This window comes from Streptomyces parvulus, from assembly GCF_014648855.1.
GTDB lineage: Bacteria > Actinomycetota > Actinomycetes > Streptomycetales > Streptomycetaceae > Streptomyces > Streptomyces parvulus.
Window position 1 is genome coordinate 313,521 of the sequence record NZ_BMRX01000010.1, and the last position, 22,107, is coordinate 335,627.

Genomic DNA, 22,107 nt, shown 5'->3' on the forward strand with positions numbered 1-22,107 from the left:
GGGGGGGTGGTCAGGTGGTGCCGAGCGCGCTCGCGCGGGCCGCGCGGAAGGCCGCGGTCGGGTCCCGGTCCGGATAGGCCCAGGGGGCGGGCGTGACGTGCTCGCCGATGCGGTGGAACAGGGCGGCGGCCTCGGCGCCCCGGCCCTCGCAGCACTTGGCGTGGGCGAGGAAGTTGAGGTCGATCAGCCGCCGGGGGTGGCCGTCCTGCTCCCATTCGAGCCACCAGTCGAAGGCGGCCTTCATCACCAGCCGGGCGCGGCGCCCCACCCAGTGGCCGGCGGCCCGCGGGTCGGCGCTCTCGTGCCCGGCCCGGGCCAGGACGCGGTAGCGCTCGGCGTGCGCGACGACCGGGAGGATGGCCAGCGGGGAGTCGGCGGGGGCCTGCTCGGCGGCCCAGTTGGCGAAGTCGTACACCTCGTGCAGCGGGTCGGGGCCGGCGCCGCGTTCGGCGAGGCGGGCCACCATCAGGTGGTGGGCGTGGTGGTGGTCGGCGTAGCGCACCCGTACCTCGTCGAAGACCCGGACCACGTCCTCCTCCGCGCCCAGCGAGCGCTCCAGCAGGAGGAGCCCGAGCCAGGGTGTCGGGTCGCCGGGCACGAGGGCGGCGGCGTCCCGGCAGGCCTCCCGGGCCCGCGGCGGCTTGTCCTTGCCCCGCAGGGCGCGCCGGACCAGGGCGAGCGCGAGCAGCACCGTCGCGTCGGCGGAGTCGGGTTCGGCGAGCAGCCATTCGCGGGCCCAGGGGGCGCAGGAGGGCTCCTTGGCCAGGACGGTCATCCGGTGGCCCCGGCGGTCCCAGTCGTCACCCGTGTGGACCAGCAGGGACCGGGCGGACTGCCAGCGCCCCTGGGCCAACGCCGCGCGCGCTGCCACGAGTTCGGCGTCGTCGAGGGCCTCGTCGAAGGCCTGGGCCGCGCGTCTGCGGCCTCGGCCGAACGGAGGCGGGGGTGGGGACACCGCGGGAAACTTCCTCACGCGACGCGGGGGGTCGTCGTAGCCGGACTGCCATGAATCGATCACGCACAGCAAACCGGCCGCCAATGCTTGACGTCAAGAGGATTCCGTTCGTTACACGCGTCAACTGGGTTCCCACTGGCGGGACTTGACTCCGACTCCACCCCGAATGCCCCACTCGCCCGGCGGCCGGGTCCCGCCGACAGTAGAGTCGGCCCCGACGCACCCGTGACCCGACTGACGATCGAGGTACGCAGCGTGTCGGTTCTGGTTCTGGTTCTCGCCGTGAGCGCCGCGTGCTGCCTGGGCTTCGGTTTCGTCCTTCAGCAGAACGCCGCGCAGCGCGCTCCGCTGGGCGACTTCCTCTCGCCCCGGCTGCTGCTCGACTTGGTCCGGGTGCCCCGCTGGCTGGCCGGCATGGGGCTGATGGTGGCCGGCATGGCGCTGGGCGCGGTGGCGCTGGGCGGCGGCGAACTCACCCTCGTCGAGCCCCTCCTGGCGACCAACCTCCTCTTCGCGCTCGCCCTGTCCCGGATCCAGACCCGGCAGCCGCTGGGCCCGCAGGGCTGGGCCGGGCTCGCGCTGCTCGCGGGCGGGGTGACGGCGTTCATCCTGGCGGGCGAGCCGCGCGGCGGCAGTGCGGTGACCGACCCGCTGCGGCACTGGCTGATCATCGGCGTGATGGTGGGCGCGGCCCTCGTGCTCACGGCGTGCGCCGGCCGCTCCCGGCTGACCTGGGGCCCGACGCTGCTGGCCCTGGCCGCCGGGCTGCTGTACGGGGTGCAGGACGCGCTGACGCGGGTGAGCGGGCGGCGCTTCTCCGCGGGCGGTGCGGCGGAACTGCTGACCGGCTGGCAGCCCTACGCGGTCGTGGTCCTCGGGATCACCGGTCTGGTCCTGGTGCAGAGCGCCTTCGAGACGGCTCCGCTGCGCAGGTCGCTGCCCGCCCTGACGGCCGCCCAGCCGCTCGCCGGCATCGCCTGCGGGGTCGGATTCCTCGGCGACCGCCTGCGCACCGACGCCGGGTCGCTGGCGTGGGAGGCGGGCGGTCTGGCGTCGGTGGTGGCCGGCATCGTGCTGCTCGGGCTGCACCCGGCGATGCCGCAGGGCACCGGTGAGAGCGGGCGGGAGCGGGCCCTGCAGCGGCGCTGACCGGCCGCTGCTTGGATGGCCGGTATGAGCGCTGCTGACGAGATCCTCGACATCGTCGACGAGAACGACCGCGTGGTCGGACAGGTCCCGCGGGGCGAGGCCTACGCCCGCGGACTGCGCCACCGCTGCGTGTTCGTGTGGGCCAGGGACCCCGAGGGGCGCATCTTCGTGCACCGCCGCACCGCGACGAAGCTGGTGTTCCCCTCCCTGTACGACATGTTCGTCGGGGGCGTGGTGGGCGCGGGCGAGTCCTACGACGACGCGGCGCTGCGGGAGGCGGAGGAGGAACTGGGTGTCGCCGGGCTGCCGCGGCCGGACTTCCTCTTCAAGTTCCTGTACGACGACGGCGCCGGGCGCACCTGGTGGTCTGCGGTGTACGAGGTGCGCTGCGCGGGGCCGGTCGCGCCCCAGGAGGAGGAGGTGGCCTGGCACCGGTTCCTGCCGGAGGCGGAGCTGGATCGCCGGCTCGGGGAGTGGGAGTGGGTGCCGGACGGGTCGGCGGCGTACGCGCGACTGCGGGCCTGGCGGGGGTACGGGGGCGGGGCGGACGCGGCCCGATAGGGTCCCCGGGTGATCGAATTCGTGCGGAACGTCCGGCTCTGGTTCGTGCCCGGGGAGGTCCGGGAGGAGGGGCGGACGCCCGACTACCGCTTCTCCCTGGCGAACGAGCGCACCTTCCTGGCCTGGCTGCGCACCGCGCTGGCGCTGATCGGCGGCGGCTTCGCGGTGGACCAGTTCCTGCCCGACCTCCGCGGGAGCTGGCGGGTCGGGCTCGCGCTCGCGCTGCTCGCCTCCGGGGTGCTGTGCTCGCTGCGCGCCGTGAACCACTGGGTGCGCTGCGAACGCGCGATGCGCCGCGGCGAGGACCTCCCCGCCTCCCGCTTCCCCGCCCTGCTCGGCCTGGTCGTCGCGGTCGTCGCCGTGGCGATGGTGGTCGTCGTCCTGGTCGACTGGGAGGGCTGAGCGTGAGCACGGACCGCGATCCCGGGCTCCAGCCCGAGCGCACCCGGCTGGCCTGGCGCCGCACCACCCTCTCCGGCACCGTCGTCGCCGTGCTCGCCGCGAAGTCCGCGCTGCAGGACGGCGCCGGCCCCTCGTCCGTCCTCGCCGCCGCCCTCTGCTGCGCCCTCTGGCTGGCCTTCCTGTACATCGCCCACGGCCGCATCACCGGCCTCGCGGCGGCCCACCGCCCCCGGGCCCTCCCCCCGCCGCACGCCACCGCGGCGGCCCTGTGCACGGTCGCCGTCGCCGTGTGCGGCGCGTTCCTCGTGCTCTGAGCAGCCCCTGGCCGGACCCGTGGCGCCGATCACGTTGCGCCCGCCCACTGGACGGCATACCGACCGGTCGGCATCATGAGTCGGGTACTGTTCACCTGCCGCAGGGAGCGACGATGACCCCCGACCACCCGCCCGGACTCGACCTCGACCGGTTGCGCGTGCTGCTCGACCGCGAGCGGCCCGGCCTGGTCACCGGCGCGTTGTCCGGCCGGCTGATCGAGGGCGGACGGTCGAACCTCACCTACGCCGTCACCGACGGCACCGCCCGCTGGGTCGTCAGACGCCCCCCGCTCGGCCACGTCCTGGCCACCGCGCACGACATGCGGCGGGAGCACCGCGTCATCAGCGCCCTGCACCCCACGAACGTGCCGGTGCCCCGCCCCCTGCTCCTGTGCGAGGACGAGGAGGTCCTGGGCGCGCCGTTCTACGTCATGGAGTTCGTCGAGGGCACCCCGTACCGCACGGCGGAGCAGCTCGCCCCCCTCGGGCCCGAGCGCACCCGCGCCGCCGTGCTGAACCTCGTCGACACCCTGGTCGAGCTGCACGCGGTGGACCCCGCGGCGGCCGGCCTCGGCGACTTCGGCCGCCCGGAGGGGTTCCTCGACCGCCAGCTGCGCCGCTGGGCCAAGCAGCTCGACGCCTCCCGCAACCGCGACCTGCCGGGCATCGACGAACTGCACGCCACGCTCGGCCGGGAGCTGCCCCGCTCCCCCGCCCCGACCGTCGTGCACGGCGACTACCGGCTGGACAACGTCCTGATCGGCGGCGAGGACGACACGATCAACGCGATCCTCGACTGGGAGATGTCGACCCTCGGCGACCCGCTCACCGACCTCGGCCTGCTGGTGATGTACAGCAGCCCGCTCGGCATGCCGGACTCCCCCGTCTCCACCACGGCCCAGGCCCCCGGCCACCCCGCCCCCGCCGAGCTGATCGAGCGGTACGCCGCGCGCTCGGGGCGCGACGTGTCCGCCGTCGCCTGGTACACGGCGTTCGCCTGGTTCAAGCTCGCCGTGATCCTGGAGGGCATCCACTACCGCTACACGCTGGGCCAGACGGTCGGCCGCGGCTTCGACCGCATCGGCGACCTCGTCCCCGTCTTCATCGAGCACGGCCTGACCACCCTTCAGGAGGGCTGACCCGCCATGGACTTCGCGTTCGACGCACGCACCGAGGAACTCCGCGCCAGGCTGCTGGCCTTCATGGACGAGTACGTCCACCCGGCCGAGCAGACGGCCCACGAGCAGCGCGCCCGCCTCGCCTCCCCGTGGGACACGCCGCAGGTGGTCGAGGACCTGAAGACCGAGGCCCGCCGCCAGGGCCTGTGGAACCTCTTCCTCCCCGACGCCGAGTACGGCGCGGGCCTGACCAACCTCCAGTACGCCCCGCTCGCCGAGATCACCGGCCGCAGCCCGCAGCTGGCGCCGACGGCGACGAACTGCGCGGCGCCGGACACCGGGAACATGGAGGTGCTGGCCCAGTTCGCCGACGAGGCGCAGAAGAAGCAGTGGCTCGAACCGCTGCTCGCCGGGGAGATCCGGTCCGCTTTCGCGATGACCGAGCCGGAGGTGGCCTCCTCGGACGCCACGAACATCACCACGCGCATCGAGCGCGAGGGCGACGAGTACGTGATCACGGGCCGCAAGTGGTACATCTCCGGGGCGATGAACCCGGACTGCAAGATCTTCATCGTGATGGGCAAGACGGACCCGGACGGCGCGGACATCCGCCGCCAGCAGTCCATGATCCTGGTCCCGCGCGACACACCGGGCGTCAGCGTCGACCGGGCGATGCAGGTCTTCGGCTACGAGGACCACTACCACGGCGGCCACGCCGAGGTGACGTTCGACCACGCGCGCGTGCCGGTGGCGAACCTGATCGGCGCGGAGGGCGGCGGCTTCGCCATCGCGCAGGCCCGCCTGGGACCCGGCCGCATCCACCACTGCATGCGGCTGATCGGAATGGCCGAGCGGGCGATCGAGCTGATGTGCCGCCGCGCGGTCTCCCGCGACGCGTTCGGCAAGTCGCTGGCCCAGCAGGGCGTGGTGCACAACTGGATCGCCGACGCCCGCGTGACCGTCGAGCAGCTGCGGCTGCTGGTGCTCAAGACCGCCTGGCTGATGGACACCGTCGGCAACCGGGGCGCGCACACCGAGATCCAGGCCATCAAGATCGCGACGCCGCGCGCGGTGGTCGACATCATCGACCGGGCGATCCAGCTGCACGGCGCGGGCGGTGTGAGCCAGGACTTCCCGCTGGCCGAGCTGTACGCCGGGGCCCGGACGCTGATGATCGCCGACGGTCCGGACGAGGTGCACCAGCGCTCGCTGGCCCGCCGGGAGATCAAGCGGTACCTCTGACCGCGGGACGCCACGGACGGGCGCGCCCCCGGGGGGACCGGGGGCCGTCACCTCACGGGCGCAGGGACCGCAGCAGCAGGTCGGCCAGGTGGTCGGCGACCTCCTGCGGGCCGAGCGGCCCGTCGGGGCGGTACCACGTGGACAGGTGGTGGACGGAACCGAAGTGGTAGTCCACCACCAGGTCCGCCGGGGTCTCCTTGGTGAACACCCCGGCCCGCTGGCCCTCCTCGATCAGCGCGCGGAAGCGCTCGTGGTAGCGCCGCCGCTCGGCCCGCACCTGCTTGTTCTTCTCGGGGCTCAGCTGGTGCATCGAGCGGAAGAAGATCGACGCGTCGTCGAGGTTGTCGATGGTGGTGACCACGACGTCGGCCGCCGCGTCCCGCACCCGCTTCTCGACCGGCTCGTCCGAGTCCGCGAAGGCGTCCAGGCGCTCCTGCTGGAGGCGCAGCACGCGCGCGTACACCTCGTGCAGGAGGTCGTCCTTGGAGCCGAAGTAGTGGTACAGCGCTCCCTTGGTGACGCCGGCCGCCTCCACGATCTCCTGTACCGAGGTGCGGTCGTAGCCCTGCTCCGCGAAGAGCCGGGTGGCGGCGGCCAGGAGCCGCTGCGGCACCGGAGTGCCGTCCCCGTCCGTGGTCCTGGGCACTGCCGTCACCTGCCTTTCCGTTCAACTGTCCGTCTTCACTGTCCGTCGTCCTGCCTACGGGAACGCAGTTCCCGACGGAGGATCTTCCCACTCGCCGTCTTCGGCAGGTCGGGCAGGATCTCCACCTGACGCGGGTACTTGTAGGCGGCCAGTCTCTCCCTGCAGTACGAGGAGAACGCGTCCGGGGCGGTGTCGGCACCCGGACGGAGGCTGATGTACGCCTTGACGGTCTCCCCCCGGTACCCGTCGGGCACGCCCACGACCGCGGCCTCGCGCACCGCCGGATGCGTGTAGAGCACGTCCTCGACCTCGCGCGGCCAGACCTTGAACCCGGAGGCGTTGATCATGTCCTTCTTGCGGTCGACGACGTAGAGCCAGCCCCGGGCGTCCATGAAGCCGATGTCCCCGGTACGCAGCTCGCCCCCGGGGAAGGTCTCGGCGGTGGCGTCCGGGCGCCGCCAGTAGCCGGGGACGACCTGCGGCCCGCTCACGACTATCTCGCCCTGCTCCCCGAACGGCACCTCGGCGCCCAGCTCGTCGACGATCCGGACGACGGTCTCGGGGCCGGGGGCGCCGACCGCGAGGGTCCCGGACACGGGGTCGACGGGCGCCTCCAGGTGCGGCGGGACCGAGGCGCACGGCGCGGTGCACTCGGTGAGCCCGTAGCCGTTGCGGATGTACGGCCCGAATCCCGCGCGGAACTTCTCCACCAGGGCCGGCGGCAGCGGGGCGCCGCCGGAGGAGATGACGGTGAAGGACGCGAAGTGCTCGCGGGTCGCGGACGGCCGGGCGGCCAGGGCCATGAAGGCGGTGGACGGGCCGACCATGTAGTGCGGGCGGTGCTCGGCGAAGGCGTCGAGCACGACGTCCGCCTCGAAGCGGTACGCCAGGACGAGCGTGCCCGAGCTGTTCAGGCAGGCGCCGAACTGGCAGACGATGCCGGTGATGTGGAAGAGCGGTGCCAGCGCGAAGTAGACCGGCGCCGCCGGCAGGCCGAGGCCGGTGCGCTGGCGTTCCGCGTTGTACATGATGTTGCGGTGGGTGTTGGTGGCGCCCTTGGGTGTGCCGCTGGTGCCCGAGGTGTAGCTGATGAGCGCAACGTCCTGTGGTGCGGGGTCGCGGTCGGCGGGCGCCGGGTGGCCGGCGCGGGCGGCCGCCGTGAGGTCGTCGGCGTCGGCGGCGTCGGCGGCGTCGGGCAGCCGCTCGAAGGAGAGCACGCGCGCGTCACCGCGGGTCTGGAAGTCCAGCTCGCACGCGGTGAGCACGATCCGCACCGGCGAGCCGGCCGCCGTCTCGCGCAGGTACGACTCCCAGGCCCGGTCCGAGCAGACCAGCGCGGCGGCCTCGGCGTCCCGCAGCACGTGGCCGGCCTCCCCCGACTTGTACATGGGGTTGACCGGCACCACGACCGCCCCCGCCTTCCAGGCGCCGAGGACGGCGAGCACGAAGTGCGGGGAGTTCTGCAGCACGACCGCCACCCGGTCGCCCCGCTCCAGGCCGCGCGCCGCGAGATGCCCGGCGACCGAGTCGCTCAGCTCGTCCGCCTCGCGGTAGGTGAGGCGGCCGTCGAAGTAGGCGAGGAAGTCGCGGTCCGGAACGTCGGCGGCGACCCGGCGCAGGGCGTGCACCAGCGAGGCGTCCGGGCGCAGCGTCGCCTTCTGCGCGTCGGTCAGCAGGTCCAGCCAGGGCTTGTCGGCGTAGGACGGGACGGTCACCGCGCGGTCGCCTCCTCCCACTGGCGCTGGAGGCGGTTCATGCCGTGCAGCCAGCGGTCGGGGCCGGCGGCGCGGGCCTCGTAGTGCTCGGCCACCTCCGGGTGCGGCAGGATCAGGAAGCGGTCCTCCTCGATGCCCTTGAACAGGGCGTCGGCCACGTCCCGCGGCTCGATCGCGGTGGGCTGGAGCACCAGTTCGCCCGCGCTGCCGCTCGCGGTGAGCATGTCGGTGCGAACGCCCTGGGGGCAGATGGCGTGCACCTTGATGCCGCGGTGGCGGTACGTCAGGGACAGCCACTCGGCGAAGGCGTACGCACCGTGCTTGGTAACGCTGTAGGGGGCGGCGCCGATCATGGTGAGCAGACCGGCCGCGGAGACGGTGGAGACGAAGCGGCCGGTGCCGCGCTCCAGCCAGTCCGGGACGAGTTCGTGGGCCGCGCGGACGTGGGCCATCACGTTGACGTCCCAGGCGAGCGCCCAGACGGCCTCGTCCGCCGCCTCGGTGCCGCCGGAGCCGACGCCGGCGTTGGCGCAGTACACGTCGACCCTGCCGCCCAGCGCCTCGCGGGCCTCGCCGACGATCGCGGACGCGTCGCCGGGGACCGCGATGCCGCCGATCTCGTCGGCCACGGACCGCGCGCGGCCGGCGTCGAGGTCGTTGACGACGACCCGGGCGCCCTCGGCGGCGAAGCGGCGGGCCAGCGCGGCGCCGATACCTCCCCCGGCCCCGGTGACGACGACTCCCGCATCCTGCACGGCTTCCACCATCGGTCTCCTTCGACACGGCTGCGACATGGCTGCGACACCACGGCGGCGGCTCCGCCACAGCGCCAGACTAACCAGTCGGTATGTAGGACCGGAAGAGGTGAACCGCGGTCCGGGTCGTTCCGCGTGGCCCGGGCCGCGGGTTAGCGTGCGTGCGCATGACACCCGCCGCGATCACGGAGGTCACCGCATGACGCTGTCCAGACGGAACCTGCTCGCCACCACGGCCGCGGTGGCGGCCGGTACCGCCGCCGTCACCGCCGGCCCGGCCCGGGCCGCGTCCGGGGGGCATGGCGGACACCGGCTGCGCACCGGGTTCGAGCGCCTCGCCGAGGACGGCTACGCGCTGCTCGACGGCCGGAAGGTGGGCGTGGTCACCAACCCCACCGGCATCACCCGCGACGTCCGGCACATCGTGGACGTCATGCACGCCGACGACCGGGTGGACCTCACCGCCGTGTTCGGTCCCGAGCACGGGTTCCGCGGGACGGCGCAGGCGGGCGGCTCCGAGGGCCGTTACGACGACCCGGCCACCGGTCTGCCGGTGTACGACACCTACCTGAAGAGCGGGCAGCCGCTCGCGGACGTCTTCACGGCGTCCGGCGTGGACACGGTCGTCTTCGACATCCAGGACGCCGGCGCGCGCTTCTACACGTACATCTGGACGCTGTTCGACTGCATGGAGGCGGCCGGGCTCGCGGGGAAGCGGTTCGTCGTCCTGGACCGGCCCAACCCGGTGACCGGGCGGGCGGCCCTCGGGCCGGTGCTGCACAAGGAGTTCGCGACCTTCGTCGGGCGGCAGCCGATCTCGCAGGCGCACGGCATGACCGTCGCGGAGCTGGCGCACCTGTTCAACCACGAGTTCCTGCCGTCGCCGGTCCCGCTCCAGACGGTGGAGATGACGGGCTGGAGGCGGTCGGACTTCTTCGACGCCTCCGGGCTGCCGTGGGTGCCGCCGAGCCCGAACATGCCGACTCCGGAGACGGCCGTGGTCTACTCCGGCACCTGCCTGTTCGAGGGCACGAACCTCTCCGAGGGGCGCGGCACCACCCGCCCCTTCGAACTGCTCGGCGCCGAGGGGATCGACGGGGGCTGGGCGGCCGCCGTCAACGAACTGGACCTGCCCGGGGTGCGCTTCCGGGAGGCGTACTTCGCGCCGACCTTCTCCAAGTTCCAGGGGAAGACCGTCGGCGGCGTCCAGGTCCACGTGCACGACCGGGACGCCTTCGACCCGGTGCGCACCGGGATCGCCCTGCTGGTGACCGCCAGGCGCAGCTGGGACGGCTTCGCCTGGCGGCCGGACAACTGGATCGACAAGCTCACCGGCTCCACGCAGGTGCGCACGATGATCGACGCGGGCGCGGACACCGACGAGGTGGTGGCCGGCTGGCAGCGGGAACTGGCGGCGTTCCGCAGGACCCGCCGCCAGTACCTGATCTACCGCTGAGCCGGGGACCGGCCGGTCACCGGTGGGACGTGAACTCCACGACCTGCTGGTAGGTCGGCCGGTTCTGCCAGCCGATGCCGCCGTGCTTGATGCCTCCCAGGGTGCGGTGGATGACGGAGTCGGCGCACCACTGGTCGCCGGCCGAGCAGTTGTCGTCGCCGGGGTAGACCTGGGCGGCCGTGCGGCCGGACGCCTCCTTCAGGGTGCCGAGCAGGCTGTCCCGGCACTTCGCCAGGTCGCCGCCGCCGCAGTACTCGCGGGCGAGCGGCCCCTGGACGGACTCGCCGAGCACCGACCTGATGTCCTTGTCGACATAACTCCACCAGCCGTACTGGAAGGCGCTGCCGGCGTGGGCGCCGGTGGGGCCGTGGGCGGCGGACGGTGACTCGTCGACGGGGAGGTTGGCGGTGAAGGCGGTGTAGAGGCCGCTGCCGAGGCCGGGTTCGAACTCGGCCTTCACCAGGAGCGGCCACCAGGCGTCCAGGGTGCGGATCGCGTCGGCGTGGGCGTACTGCTTCGAGCCGGCCGAGGTCTCGGTGCGCAGGCCGCCCGCCGCGCGCCAGGCCTTGAGCCGGTCGACGGCCGTGCGCGCCTCCGGGTCGGTGACCGGCGCGGAGTCGATCACCTTCAGCAGGTCGGGCAGCACGTCCTCGGCCCGCAGGTCGGCGAGGCCCGCCTCGGCCATGGCCCGCACCAGCGCGGCCCGGGTGACGCCGCCCTCGGCGACCAGTTTCCCGACCCGGTCGTCGAGGAGGTTGCCGCGGTGGACGGAGCCGTTGCCCCAGCTTGCGGCCGGATAGTCCTCGGCCTGCTTGTTGTTCCAGGAGATGTAGTAGTCCTGGTCGACCGACTGCGGGTGCAGGGACGCCTCGGTGTACCGGGCCGTGTTGTGGTCCGGGTCCCAGTCCCGCCACTCGTAGTCGGTCCGCGCCCAGACCGGGAACTCCGCGTCGACGCCGTCCGCGCGTACCGGGTTGTCGCCGCTGTTGTAGTACGCGGTGTGCTCGGAGTCGGCGTAGAACCAGTTGAAGGTGTAGTTGATGTTCTGCACGGCGCTGCGGAAGCGCTCCGGGCCGTCGAGGTAGCCGGGGTCGTTCAGCATCTGGAAGCCGATGATCGAGTCGGCCTCGTGCAGGTAGGAGGAGCGCAGGCTGGTGTAGGCGACCTTCTTTCCGCCGACCGTGGCGCGGTACTCGACCGGGCCGTACTTGGTGCGCCAGACCCGCATCGTGTAGGAACCGGCCTTGGTGCCGTCGGCGACGGTCGGCTTCCAGGCGTTCTTGCGCTCCACCTTCTCCATCGGGGTGCAGGTGCCGCGGTAGAGGTAGTGGTAGTCGTCCTGGCAGAGTTCGACGGCGTAGGTGTCGATGATGTCCTGGCCGGAGGTGGTCGCGCTCCAGGCGTAGTCCTGGCCGCGGCCGAGTTCCACGTACATGCTCAGGCCGGCGAAGGAGGCACCCCGGGCGCTCAGGCCCGGCCCCTGGAGTTCCTGGAGCATGAGGAGCTGGGGCGCGAAGTAGCCGGTCTGGGGTCCGAAGACGGCGACCGGGTTGCCGCTCGCGGTGTGGTCGCCGCTGACGACGAGGGCGTTGGACATGCCCCGCCGGGCGGAGGTCACGGCGGCGCCGGCCGCCTCGGTCGAGGCGGCGGCCGCGCCCGCTGTGGCCGCGCTGCCGGTGCGGTCGTGGATCAGCGGCTCCTCCTGGACCGAGCCGGCGTCGGGCAGGGCGCGGCCCTGCGGGTCGTCGGGCCTCGGCAGGTAGGGGAAGCTGCCCTCGCGCTGGGTGAGGATGGCCTCCGGGTCGTTGCGCTGGCGGAAGGACTCCCAGACCTCGGTGCCCTCGGCCACGCCGTACTTCTCCTGGGCGGCCAGCAGGGAGCGCGCGTTGGCGACCTCGCCGCCGCCGCCGGCGCCGAAGAGGGAGCCGATGACCGAGGCCAGCGCGATCAGGTCGGAGCGCTTGAAGCGCTCGATGGTGCCGGCGTTGGTGATGGCGTTCTTGTGGCCGGTCAGCACGTACTCGCCGGGGAAGTAGCGGCCCCGGTCGGATGCGTCGATGTAGGCGTTGATGCCCGCGACGTAGGCGTCCACGTCGGCCAGGGCGAGTTCACCGCGCTCGCCGGCCTTGGCGGCGGCGCTCTCTATCTGCGCCTCCAGGTCGGCCTCGGTGTAGGGGGCGCTGCGCCAGAACTGCTGTTCCAGGCCCTGGTTGGCGGGGGCGCCGCCGGCGAAGGGGGTCAACTGGCCGCGTCCGACGTGCCGGAAGAGGTCCATGAGCCACAGCCGGTCCTGGGCCGCGGCGTAGCCGGCGCCGAACTCGGTGCCGTAGCGGGTGGTGCCGGTGATGTGCGGCACGCCGGTCTTCTTGTCCCGGACGATGGTCACGTCGCCGCGGCCGGCGGGGCGCACGGTGGAGGCGACCTGGCCGGCGGGGACGCCGAAGGAGGCGTCGTTGAAGAAGTCGTCGATCTTGTCGTTGGTGAGCGCGGAGTAGCCCGTGGCGAGGTTCGCGTAGGGGCCGAGCTGGTCCTCCGCGTGGGCGGGCTGGGTGCCGAACGCCTGGTTGAGGAGGATCTGGGCGAGGGTGGCGTTGCCGTTCTGGCCGGGCGGCAGGATGTCGGAACACTGTCCTCCGCAGTGGTCCTCGGCGGGTGCCGCGGCGGTGGCGACTTCGGCGGAATCCGTGTCGGAGGCCATCGCCGGGGAAAGCGGCGACAAGAGACCGGCTATCAGGGCGCATACGGAGGCGCCCTTCAGGAACCCGTGGAGGCCGCGGGGAGTTCTCAGTCTGTCGAGGGCGTTGCGTGGGGCGCTTCGTGGCATGGCAGCTCCTCCCGACGGGGGTGTGGCGGGACGTTACCGCCGGTATCCCCGAGTTGGAAGATGAACATGCGTCACTTTTTCCAGTGGGTGGATCGGCTTATGAGGGGCATCGGAAATCCGATGGAGCCGAATCGGTTGTCGATACGTCTATTCGGCGACGTCCGTACGACGACGCCGAAGTGACCCGAGTACAGGTGCAGGTGTGACGGAGGTGCAGGGCGATGGCCGGTTTCCGAAGTCTGGCGAGACAGGTCCGCGATCCACGGTGCGACCTGGCGCTGCGGCGTTATTCGCTGCGCAAGTGCCTTGAACGATTTGCCCCTTATGGGCACAGGGCTACCTGGGACCATCTCTGCTCTCGGGCGGGGTTCGGTCCCGAGGACCGCTCTCCGGACCCGGCGCGGCTCGTGGCCGCACTGGAGGAGCTGGAGGAGGCGCGTTCCGTGTGGCTGGCCTATGAGGACGAGTTCGCCGAGCGGCGCAGGAAGGAGAAGCACGACGGGCTGCGCAGGCCGGGCAGCGTGGACGACTGGCACCGGCTGACCTGGGGCGGCTTCGGCGTCGCCTGGTGCGACGATCCGCGGGTGCACCCCGACTGGCCGCTGGCGGAGGTGCTGCGCCGGCTGATCTCGGCGCTGGAGCGGGAGCCGGGATCCGTCTGCCCGGTGTGCGACGGGGAACGCCTCGTCTGGACCTACGACCTGGACCACGAGCCCTCGACGGGGCCCGTCTGCGCGGAGTGCGGGATCCTCGTGCCGCGTCCGGTCCTCACCCCGGACGCGCTGGCGGGGGCCCGGCGGGGGCGACGGCTGCTGATGTCGGCGTAGACACCCCGTCGGGGTCTCGCCGGTCGCGGGGGTGCGCAGGGGATGCCGTGCCCCCGGTTCCCGGAGTCCGCCCGGGGTGTCGGTGGGTCCCGGCACCATGGGGGGATGGTGCAGCTGTGTGCGAACGGGACCCGCGGGGCGGGCGACGGGGCGGTGGTGCCGCTGTCGCCGGAGGCGCTCGCGGACTCCGTGGCGGAAGCGGTCGCCGCCGGGGCGACGGACGTCCACGTCCACCCGAAGACGCCCTGCGGCGGGGACACGCTGTCGCCGCGGGTGCTCGCGGCCACGCTGGAGGCGGTACGCGCACGGCTGCCGGCCGCGGTCCCCGTGGGCGTCACGACGGGCGCCTGGGCGGAGCCCGAGCCGGCCGCCCGGGTGGCCCGGATCCGCGCCTGGACGGTGCTGCCCGACCACGCGTCGGTCAACTGGCACGAGCCGGGTGCCGAGGAGACCGCCGCCGCGCTCCTGGAGCGCGGGGTGGGCGTGGAGGCGGGCATCTGGTCCGGCACGGACGGGGCGGCGCGCTTCCTGCGCTCACCGCTGGGCCCTCGGGTGCTGCGGGTCCTGGCGGAGGTCACGGACACCGGCCCGGCGACCGCGCGCGACACGGCACGGGCCCTGCTGTCCACCCTCGGCACGGCGCACGGCCGCCCCGTCCTGCTGCACGGCGAGGACGCGGGCGCCTGGCCGGTACTGCGGCTGGCGGGCCGGCTGGACCTGCCGACGCGCATCGGCCTGGAGGACACCCTGCTGATGCCGGACGGCCGGCGGGCCCCGTCCAACGCGGAGCTGGTGCGGGCGGGCCTTGCCGAGTGGAGGGCCGGGCGGCGGGGCGGGGGGTGAGCGGACGCCCGGCCGTCCGGTCGGGTCAGTCGCAGTCCGCCGGGGCCGGGGCGCGGTCGCGGCGGGCCCGGCGGGTGCCGGGGCGTTCCACCAGGAGGCGGGAGCCCGCGCGGGTCTCGCCGAAGGCGTCGTCCGGGTTGGACAGGACGCAGGTGTCCAGGGAGAGGCATCCGCAGCCGATGCAGTCGGTGAGATGGTCGCGCAGGCGGTTGAGCTGCTTGATGCGCTCGTCGAGTTCGGAGCGCCAGGACGCGGAGAGCCGGGCCCAGTCCTCCCGGGTGGGGGTACGGCCCTCCGGCAGCTCCGAGAGCGCCTCGCGGATGGTGGCGAGGGGGATGCCGACCCGCTGGGCCGCGCGCACGAAGGCCACCCTGCGCAGCGCGTCACGGCTGAAGCGGCGCTGGTTGCCCGAGGTGCGGCGGCTGGTGATCAGGCCCTTGGACTCGTAGAAGTGCAGGGCGGAGACGGCGGCGCCGCTGCGTGCGGCGAGCTGGCCGACGGTGAGCTCGTGGATCTTCTCGGGAATCTGAGGCACCCCTCGAACCCTACCGACCCGCCCGCTCACCCGTCCGGTGCGTTGACAGACGCCCTCCGCGGCGACCATGCTAAGCAGTCGCTTAGAGTCGCGTCACACGGGAGGCCGGGAGCATGGCAGAGCCGAGGATCTTCACATCCGTCGACGAGGTGAAGGCGGCGGTGGGCGAGCAGTTGGGCCACACCGACTGGCTGGAGGTCGACCAGAAGCGGATCGACCTGTTCGCCGAGGCCACCGGCGACCACCAGTGGATCCACGTGGACCCGGAGAAGGCCGCCGCCGGCCCGTTCGGCACCACGATCGCGCACGGCTACCTGACCCTCTCGCTGCTGCCGCTGTTCGGACCGCAGCTGATGAGCGTCGAGGGCGTGAAGATGGGCGTCAACTACGGGACCAACAAGGTCCGTTTCCCCTCCCCCGTCCCGGTCGGCTCGCGGCTGCGCGCCACGGCGAGGATCACGGGGGTCGAGGACGTCACCGGCGGGATCCAGGTGTCCGTCGCCTTCACCGTGGAACGCGAGGGCGGCGACAAGCCGGTCTGCGTCGCCGAGTCCGTCGCGCGCTACTACGTCTGAGCCGGGCGGGCCCCCGCGGCCCCGACCATCCGCAGTACGAGGTCGGCGTAGAGCGCGCCGACCTCGTCGGGCGTCCGGGCGCCGTTCACGTTGAACCAGCGGGCCACGTCGATGCAGAGCGACAGCACGGCGAGCGTGGTGCCCTTGACGTCCGGCACGTCGAACTCGCCCGTCGCCACGCCGTCGTCGATGATGCCGCGCACCGCGGCGTCGCACTGCCGGCGCAGCGCCAGGATCTCCTCCCGGGCCTCGGGCCCGAGCGCGTCCAGCTCGTATTGGACGACCCGCGCCGTCGTGCGCCGGCCCGCGTGCCAGCGGACGAAGGAGCTGACCGCGTCGGCGAGCCGTTCGGTCGCGCCGCCCTCGCCCTGTGCCGCGGTGCGCAGGATGGCCACCGCGCGGGTGTGACCGATCCGGCTGATGCGGTGCAGCAGCTCTTCCTTGGTCTTGTAGTGGATGTAGAGCGCGGCCGGGCTCATACCGGCCCGGCCGGCGATGTCGCGGGTCGTGGTCGCGTGGTACCCGCGTTCGGCGAACGCCTCCACGGCGGCGACCAGGAGCCGCCGGGCCGCGTCAGGCGTGACCTCTTCCCACGGCTCGATGTCGCCGCCCGTCGTCTCGGCCGCCGTACTCATCGCTTGTTCGCCCCTCTCGGTGACAGGAGCACCACCATACCGCCCGAACTGAGCGGGCGCTTAGGCGCGCTGCTGGGCCGAGGGGCCGCCGGGCTTGTGGAAGGGGTCGTGCTCGACCAGGATCTTGTCCAGCCGCGCCTGGTCCACGCGGCTGACGATCTGCCCCACCTCCTGGCGGTCCCGGATGATCTTGGCCAGGGTGAAGGCCGAGGTGACGAGGTAGAGGACGGCGATGGCCAGGAAGGCGCGCACCCACGCGTCGGCCCGGAGCTGGTAGATGCCGATGGCGGTGGCGGCCATGGCCACGGAGAACGACGCCACGGCCTGGCCGTAGAAGGCCGCCGTGTTCTGCTGCTTGATCGGTGTGTCACTCATGGGTACAAGGATCGGCGGACGTGGCCCGCGCCACATCCGCCGCCGTACTCAGTCCGGGTACTCAGACCCGGCGCTCAGAAGGCCGAGACCCCCGTCAGCGCACGCCCGATGACCAGTTTCTGGATCTGGCTGGTGCCCTCGTACAGGGTCATCACGCGGGCGTCGCGCAGCAGCTTGCCGACCGGGTACTCGTCGATGTAGCCGTAGCCGCCGAAGACCTGGAGGGCGTTGTTGGCGGCGCGCACGGCGGCCTCCGAGGCGAACAGCTTGGCCTTGGAGGACTCGACGGCGAAGGGCTGCCCGCGGTCGACGAGGTCGGCGACCCGCCAGGTCAGCAGCCGGGCCGCGTCCACGTCGAGGGCGATGTCGCTGATCAGCTCCTGCACCAGCTGGTGGCGGGCGATCGGCTTGCCGAACTGCTCCCGCTCCCCCGCGTACCCCACCGCCGCGTCCAGCGCGGCCTGGGCTATGCCCACGCAGCCGGCGGCGACCGACATCCGCCCCTTGGCGAGGGCGGACATGGCGACCGAGAAGCCCTTGCCCTCGGGCGCGAGCATCGCGGAGGCGGGCACGCGGACGTCCTCCAGGACCAGTTCGGCGGTGGCCTGGCCGCGCAGCCCGAGCTTGCCGTGGATGGTGCGCCGGGTCAGCCCCGGGGTGTCGGTGGGCACCAGGAAGGCGGAGACGCCCTTGTGGCCGGGGGCGTCGGTGGAACGGGCGAAGAGCAGCACGACGTCGGCCCAGGTGCCGTTGGTGATGAACATCTTGGTGCCGTTGACGACGTAGTCGTCGCCGTCGCGCACCGCGCGCGTGGAGAGGTTCCCCGCGTCCGAGCCGGTGCCGGGCTCGGTCAGGCCGAAGCAGCCGACGTACTCGCCGGAGGTCAGCCCGGGCAGCCAGCGCCGCTTCTGCTCCTCGTCGCCCCAGGCGGCGACGGTCTTGGCGACCAGGCCGAGGGAGACGGAGACGATCCCGCGCACGGAGCTGTCGCCGCGCCCCAGCTCCTCCGTCACCAGGCAGTAGGCGAGGTGGTCGCCGCCGGAGCCGCCGTACTCCTCGTCGACGGTCAGGCCCAGGAAGCCGACCTCGCCGAGCTTCTTCACGATCGACCGGTCCACGTCCTCGGCGCGGTCCCAGGCGACGACGTGCGGGGCGATCTCGCGCTCCACGAAGTCCCGCGCGAGCCGCCGCACGGCGCTCTGCTCCTCGCTGAGCTCCAGATTCATGCCGAGTCACCCCACAGAAGACGGACCTTGACCGGTGGACCTTGAAAGACGGACCTTTAAATTAGCAGTGCTAGTTAAATGCCGCAGCCCTACTATGTGCGCCATGGCCCGACCGCGCAAGCCCCTCCTCAGCACCGACCGGATCGTCGACAAGGCCCGCGCGCTGGTGGACGCGGAGGGGCTCGCGGCCGTCTCCACCCGCCGGCTCGCCGCGGAACTGGGCGTCAGCGGGCCCTCGCTCTACAACCACTTCCGCACCAAGGACGAGATCCTTGAGGCCGTCGCCGACTCGGTGAGCGCGCAGGTGGACCTGTCGATGTTCGAGGACGGCCGGGAGTGGCGGACCGCGCTGCACGACTGGGCCGTCTCCTACCGTGCCGCCCTGCGCGACCACCCCAACATCGTCCCCGTCCTGGCCCACGGCCCCGGCCGCCGTCCGGCCGCGCTGCACCTCGCGGACGCCGTCTACGGCGCGATGGTCGCGGCCGGCTGGCCCCCGGCCCAGGCCACGTCCATCGGGGCGCTGATGCGGTACTTCATCATGGGCTCCGCGCTCGGCTCCTTCGCCGGGGGCTTCGTCGACGACGCGGGGGCCTACGATCCCGCCGACTACCCGCACCTCCAGCAGGCCCACCTCCTGGCCGAGCAGCAGGAGAAGATCGACGAGCGGGCCTTCGATACCGGGCTGACGGCCCTGCTGGACGGGCTGGCCCAGCAGTACGCGCAGGTGGCGCGGAGCGGCTGAGGACACTTCGGCGCCCGCCGAACCGTGCGTGCCCCATCCTGGAACGCATGACCGAGAAGGACGCCGGGGCGCCCGGCCTCGCGCGGCTGGCGGCGCTGATCGCGGACGAGACCCGCGCCGCCTGCCTGCTGGCGCTGCTGGACGGGCGGGCGTGGACCGCCGGCGAGCTGGCCCGGCACGCCGGGGTCGCCGCGTCGACGGTCAGCGAGCACCTGGGCAAGCTCGTCGCGGGCGGACTGCTCGCCGAGGAGCGCCAGGGCCGGCACCGGTACGTGCGGCTGGCGGACGAGCGGGTCGCGCACCTGGTCGAGGACCTGGCGGCGCAGGTCGCGCCGGAGGCCGCCGCCCGGCGGCCGCACACCCTGCGGGCGTCGGGCGCGGGATCGGCGATGGCCCGGGGGCGCACCTGCTACGACCATCTCGCCGGGCGGCTCGGCATCGCGGTCACCGACGCCCTGACGGGACGCGGGCTGCTGCGCCAGGACACCGGCTTCGCGCTGACCGACGCCGGGCTCGGCTGGTTCCGCGCCGCCGGCATCGCGCTGACGCCCACGGGCCGCCGTCCGCTGGCGCGCGCCTGCCTCGACTGGACCGAACGGCGCCCGCACCTCGCTGGCGTGGCGGGCGCGGCCCTGTGCCGGCACGCCCTGGACAGCGGCTGGTGCGTGCGCATCGGCTCGGAGCGGGCGGTGAAGGTCACGCCGGCCGGTGAGGCCGCGCTGTCCGGGCTGCTGGGCATCGATCCGGTGGCGCTGCGCTGAGCCGGCGGCGCCGTCGGCCGTCCGGAAGGGGCGACGTCCGACATCCGAGACGTCCGAATCCGCGAGGTCCGAAATCCGCGAGCCCGAGAGGCCGTCGCGTCCTACCGTCTGGAGCATGATGACCACCGCCCGCCCGTCCCCCTCCGCCGCCTCGGCCTCCGGCCGCCGTTCGCAACTGCTCGCCGCCGGAGCGGCCACGGTGACCGTCGTCCTGTGGGCCTCGGCCTTCGTCTCCATCCGCAGCGCCGGCGAGGCCTACTCGCCGGGTGCGCTGGCCCTCGGGCGGCTGCTGGCCGGCGCGGTGACCCTCGGCCTGATCTGCCTGGTGCGCCGGGCCGGACTGCCGCCGCGGCCGGCCTGGCGGGGGATCGCGATATCGGGGCTGCTCTGGTTCGGCTTCTACATGATGGCGCTGAACTGGGGCGAGCAGCAGGTGGACGCCGGCACCGCCGCGCTGGTGGTCAACGTCGGCCCGATCCTCATCGCGCTGCTCGGCGCCCGGCTGCTCGGCGACGCGCTGCCGCCGCGGCTGGTGGCGGGGATGGCGGTGTCCTTCGCCGGCGCCGTGACCGTGGGCCTGTCGATGTCGGGCGAGGGCGGTTCCTCGCTGTTCGGGGTGGTGCTGTGCCTGCTGGCCGCGGTGGCGTACGCGGGCGGGGTGGTCGCCCAGAAGCCCGCGCTGGGCCACGCCACCGCCCTCCAGGTGACGACGTTCGGGTGCCTGACCGGTGCGGTGCTGTGCCTGCCGTTCGCCGGGCAGCTGGTGCACGAGGCGGCCGAGGCGCCCGTCTCCGCGACGCTGAACATGCTGTACCTGGGCGTGTTCCCGACCGCGCTGGCCTTCACCACGTGGGCGTACGCGCTGGCCCGGACGACCGCCGGGCGCATGGGCGCGACCACGTACGCGGTGCCCGCCCTGGTCGTCCTGATGTCGTGGCTGGCGCTCGGTGAGGTGCCGGGCCCGCTCACCCTGGCGGGCGGCGCGCTGTGCCTGGCCGGGGTCGCGGTGTCGCGGTCCCGGCGGCGGGCGCGGACCGCGGCGCCGGACGGAGCGGTGGCGCCGCGGCCCAGGGACACCTCGCGGTCAGCGTGAACGCGCCCGGCCCGCCAGCACCTTGATGGAGACCAGGGCGATCACCGACAGCGCGATGATGTAGCCGGAGACGGCCAGCGAGGTCCCCGTCGCCTCCAGGAGCAGCACCATGACGAACGGCGCCAGCCCGCCCCCGCCCACGGCGGCGATCTGGTAGCCGAGGGAGGCGCCGGTGTAGCGCATCTCCGGCGTGAACAGCTCGGCGAACAGGGCGGCCTGGGGGCCGTACATGATGCTGAGGAAGCAGCTGGCGACGAAGGTGCCGACGGCCAGCCACACCAGCGAACCGGTGTCGATGAGCAGGAACAGGGGCACGGCCCAGACGGCGATTCCGGCCGCGCCGACGGTGTAGACCCGGATGCGGCCGAACCGGTCGGACAGGGCGGCGGAGACCGGGATCAGCACCAGCTGGGTGAGGCTGACGCAGAGCGAGACGGCGAGCACCGCGCCGTGCTCCATGTCCAGTTCGCGGGTCGTGTAGTCGAGGACGCCGGTGATGAGGATGTAGAACGTCGCGGTGTTCACGGCGAAGGAGCCGCCGGCCAGCAGGACGGTGCCGAGGTGATCGCGCACGATGACGCGCAGTGGCGAGGTCTGCTCGCCCTGCTCCTTCTTCGCCAGCGACCGCTCGGCCTCCCGGAACTCCGGGGTCTCCTCGACGCGGGTGTGGATGTACCGAGCGAGCCCCAGGACGAGCAGACCGACCAGAAACGGCACCCGCCAGCCCCAGGCCTCGAAGGCCGGCTCGGAGGTGAAGGCGCCTGCCAGCAGGAAGACGGTGTTGGCGGTGACGACGCCGATGGGCACACCGAGCTGGACGACGCTGCCGTAGATGCCGCGCTTGCCCTCGGGGGCGTACTCGGTGGCCAGCAGCATCGCGCCGCCCCACTGGGCGCCGACGGCGACGCCCTGGGCGATGCGCAGCAGGACGAGCAGGATCGGGGCGGCCACGCCGATCGTCTCGTACGTGGGCAGCAGCCCGATTCCGGTGGTGGCCACGCCCATCAGGGTGAGCGCGAGGACCAGCATGGGCTTGCGGCCCTTCTTGTCGCCGAGCTGCCCGGCGACGATGCCGCCGATCGGGCGGGCGAGGAAGCCGACGGCGAAGGTGGCGAAGGCGGCCAGGACACCGGCGGTGGAGCTGCCGGCCGGGAAGTAGAGGTCGCCGAGGACCAGGGCGGCGGCGATGCCGAAGACGAAGTAGTCGTACCACTCGACGGCCGACGCGAGGGCCGCCGCGGTGGCCACGCGCCGCCGGTTGGGGGCGGCCGCCGCCGTGGTGGCGGGGCGGGGCTGAGCGGAGGGGGTGGTGTCCATACGGGCACGCTCCGGTGGGTGCGGGGGGACGTGGGGCG

23 protein-coding genes are annotated in these 22,107 nt (G+C 73.2%); 13 read left to right on the forward strand and 10 right to left on the reverse strand.

The features are described 5' to 3' along the window. Positions 1–10 precede the first annotated feature (10 nt). A complete protein-coding gene (locus tag IE108_RS21740; RefSeq protein ID WP_064727070.1) occupies positions 11–955 on the reverse strand; it encodes a hypothetical protein in 945 nt (314 codons plus the stop codon). Positions 956–1,210: 255 nt separating this feature from the next. Here IE108_RS21740 and IE108_RS21745 point away from each other — a divergent pair, with 255 nt between their 5' ends. The 6 genes from IE108_RS21745 (at position 1,211) to IE108_RS21770 (ending at position 5,741) form a co-directional block, all read left to right on the forward strand. Further along, positions 1,211–2,104 (forward strand): DMT family transporter, encoded by an 894-nt coding sequence (locus IE108_RS21745; RefSeq protein WP_064731684.1) that lies wholly within the window; start codon positions 1,211–1,213, stop codon positions 2,102–2,104. Between the two features lie 24 nt (positions 2,105–2,128). Next, a complete protein-coding gene (locus tag IE108_RS21750) occupies positions 2,129–2,665 on the forward strand; it encodes an NUDIX hydrolase (RefSeq protein WP_064727071.1) in 537 nt (178 codons plus the stop codon). A 9-nt stretch (positions 2,666–2,674) separates the two neighbouring features. Then, positions 2,675–3,067: a YidH family protein gene (locus IE108_RS21755; RefSeq protein WP_064727072.1), complete on the forward strand. Its 393-nt coding sequence runs from the start codon at positions 2,675–2,677 to the stop codon at positions 3,065–3,067. A gap of 2 nt (positions 3,068–3,069) precedes the next feature. After that, positions 3,070–3,381: a DUF202 domain-containing protein gene (locus tag IE108_RS21760; protein WP_079163460.1), complete on the forward strand. Its 312-nt coding sequence runs from the start codon at positions 3,070–3,072 to the stop codon at positions 3,379–3,381. Between the two features lie 113 nt (positions 3,382–3,494). Beyond that, positions 3,495–4,520 carry a phosphotransferase family protein gene (locus tag IE108_RS21765; protein ID WP_064727073.1) on the forward strand — a complete coding sequence of 342 codons (1,026 nt, stop codon included), beginning with the start codon at positions 3,495–3,497 and terminating at the stop codon, positions 4,518–4,520. Between the two features lie 6 nt (positions 4,521–4,526). Continuing rightward, the gene (locus tag IE108_RS21770; protein ID WP_064727074.1) at positions 4,527–5,741 is read left to right on the forward strand and encodes an acyl-CoA dehydrogenase family protein; all 1,215 of its coding nucleotides are present in this window, start codon (positions 4,527–4,529) and stop codon (positions 5,739–5,741) included. Positions 5,742–5,793: 52 nt separating this feature from the next. Here the strand turns inward: IE108_RS21770 and IE108_RS21775 are convergent, their stop codons facing one another. From IE108_RS21775 to IE108_RS21785, 3 genes are read right to left on the reverse strand one after another with little or no spacing between them, the layout of a single operon-like run. After that, entirely contained in the window at positions 5,794–6,387 is a 594-nt protein-coding gene (locus tag IE108_RS21775; RefSeq protein WP_064727075.1) for a TetR/AcrR family transcriptional regulator, read from the reverse strand. A 35-nt stretch (positions 6,388–6,422) separates the two neighbouring features. Continuing rightward, positions 6,423–8,102: a class I adenylate-forming enzyme family protein gene (locus IE108_RS21780; RefSeq protein ID WP_064731686.1), complete on the reverse strand. Its 1,680-nt coding sequence runs from the start codon at positions 8,100–8,102 to the stop codon at positions 6,423–6,425. After that, positions 8,099–8,869, reverse strand: a complete 771-nt coding sequence (locus IE108_RS21785) for an SDR family oxidoreductase (protein WP_064727076.1) — start codon at positions 8,867–8,869, stop codon at positions 8,099–8,101. The genes IE108_RS21780 and IE108_RS21785 overlap by 4 nt, the downstream gene beginning before the upstream one ends. 187 nt (positions 8,870–9,056) lie before the next feature. On the opposite strand from IE108_RS21785, the gene IE108_RS21790 reads away from it, so the two are divergent. Continuing rightward, a complete protein-coding gene (locus IE108_RS21790; RefSeq protein ID WP_189397728.1) occupies positions 9,057–10,313 on the forward strand; it encodes an exo-beta-N-acetylmuramidase NamZ family protein in 1,257 nt (418 codons plus the stop codon). Between the two features lie 16 nt (positions 10,314–10,329). On the opposite strand, the gene IE108_RS21795 is transcribed toward IE108_RS21790, so the two are convergent. Further along, positions 10,330–13,137 carry a penicillin acylase family protein gene (locus IE108_RS21795; protein ID WP_064727078.1) on the reverse strand — a complete coding sequence of 936 codons (2,808 nt, stop codon included), beginning with the start codon at positions 13,135–13,137 and terminating at the stop codon, positions 10,330–10,332. A gap of 221 nt (positions 13,138–13,358) precedes the next feature. Between IE108_RS21795 and IE108_RS21800 the strand changes: the two genes are divergently transcribed. Beyond that, a complete protein-coding gene (locus IE108_RS21800; RefSeq protein WP_064727079.1) occupies positions 13,359–13,964 on the forward strand; it encodes a hypothetical protein in 606 nt (201 codons plus the stop codon). Positions 13,965–14,069: 105 nt separating this feature from the next. Then, positions 14,070–14,807, forward strand: coding sequence for a 3-keto-5-aminohexanoate cleavage protein (locus tag IE108_RS21805; RefSeq protein WP_064727080.1), 738 nt, complete (start codon positions 14,070–14,072; stop codon positions 14,805–14,807). Between the two features lie 25 nt (positions 14,808–14,832). Here the strand turns inward: IE108_RS21805 and soxR are convergent, their stop codons facing one another. Then, on the reverse strand, positions 14,833–15,342 hold the full coding sequence (soxR, locus tag IE108_RS21810; RefSeq protein WP_064727081.1) for a redox-sensitive transcriptional activator SoxR: 510 nt from the start codon (positions 15,340–15,342) through the stop codon (positions 14,833–14,835). Positions 15,343–15,455: 113 nt separating this feature from the next. On the opposite strand from soxR, the gene IE108_RS21815 reads away from it, so the two are divergent. Then, positions 15,456–15,917 carry a MaoC family dehydratase gene (locus IE108_RS21815; RefSeq protein WP_064727082.1) on the forward strand — a complete coding sequence of 154 codons (462 nt, stop codon included), beginning with the start codon at positions 15,456–15,458 and terminating at the stop codon, positions 15,915–15,917. Here IE108_RS21815 and IE108_RS21820 read toward each other — a convergent pair. The 3 genes from IE108_RS21820 to IE108_RS21830 form a co-directional block, all read right to left on the reverse strand. Next, positions 15,908–16,552: a TetR/AcrR family transcriptional regulator gene (locus IE108_RS21820; protein WP_064727083.1), complete on the reverse strand. Its 645-nt coding sequence runs from the start codon at positions 16,550–16,552 to the stop codon at positions 15,908–15,910. The two genes, IE108_RS21815 and IE108_RS21820, sit on opposite strands and share 10 nt — an antisense overlap. Positions 16,553–16,612: 60 nt before the next feature. Next, entirely contained in the window at positions 16,613–16,927 is a 315-nt protein-coding gene (locus IE108_RS21825; RefSeq protein WP_064727084.1) for a YiaA/YiaB family inner membrane protein, read from the reverse strand. A gap of 74 nt (positions 16,928–17,001) precedes the next feature. Beyond that, a complete protein-coding gene (locus tag IE108_RS21830; protein ID WP_064727085.1) occupies positions 17,002–18,153 on the reverse strand; it encodes an acyl-CoA dehydrogenase family protein in 1,152 nt (383 codons plus the stop codon). A gap of 103 nt (positions 18,154–18,256) precedes the next feature. On the opposite strand from IE108_RS21830, the gene IE108_RS21835 reads away from it, so the two are divergent. The 3 genes from IE108_RS21835 to IE108_RS21845 all read left to right on the forward strand — a co-directional run bounded on the left by IE108_RS21835 (position 18,257) and on the right by IE108_RS21845 (position 20,752). Next, positions 18,257–18,898: a TetR/AcrR family transcriptional regulator gene (locus tag IE108_RS21835; RefSeq protein WP_064727086.1), complete on the forward strand. Its 642-nt coding sequence runs from the start codon at positions 18,257–18,259 to the stop codon at positions 18,896–18,898. Between the two features lie 47 nt (positions 18,899–18,945). Beyond that, the gene (locus IE108_RS21840; protein ID WP_064727087.1) at positions 18,946–19,659 is read left to right on the forward strand and encodes an ArsR/SmtB family transcription factor; all 714 of its coding nucleotides are present in this window, start codon (positions 18,946–18,948) and stop codon (positions 19,657–19,659) included. Positions 19,660–19,774: 115 nt separating this feature from the next. Continuing rightward, positions 19,775–20,752 (forward strand): DMT family transporter, encoded by a 978-nt coding sequence (locus tag IE108_RS21845; RefSeq protein WP_064727088.1) that lies wholly within the window; start codon positions 19,775–19,777, stop codon positions 20,750–20,752. Here IE108_RS21845 and IE108_RS21850 read toward each other — a convergent pair. After that, a complete protein-coding gene (locus IE108_RS21850; protein WP_064727089.1) occupies positions 20,744–22,069 on the reverse strand; it encodes an MFS transporter in 1,326 nt (441 codons plus the stop codon). The two genes, IE108_RS21845 and IE108_RS21850, sit on opposite strands and share 9 nt — an antisense overlap. Between the last annotated feature and the right edge of the window lie 38 nt (positions 22,070–22,107).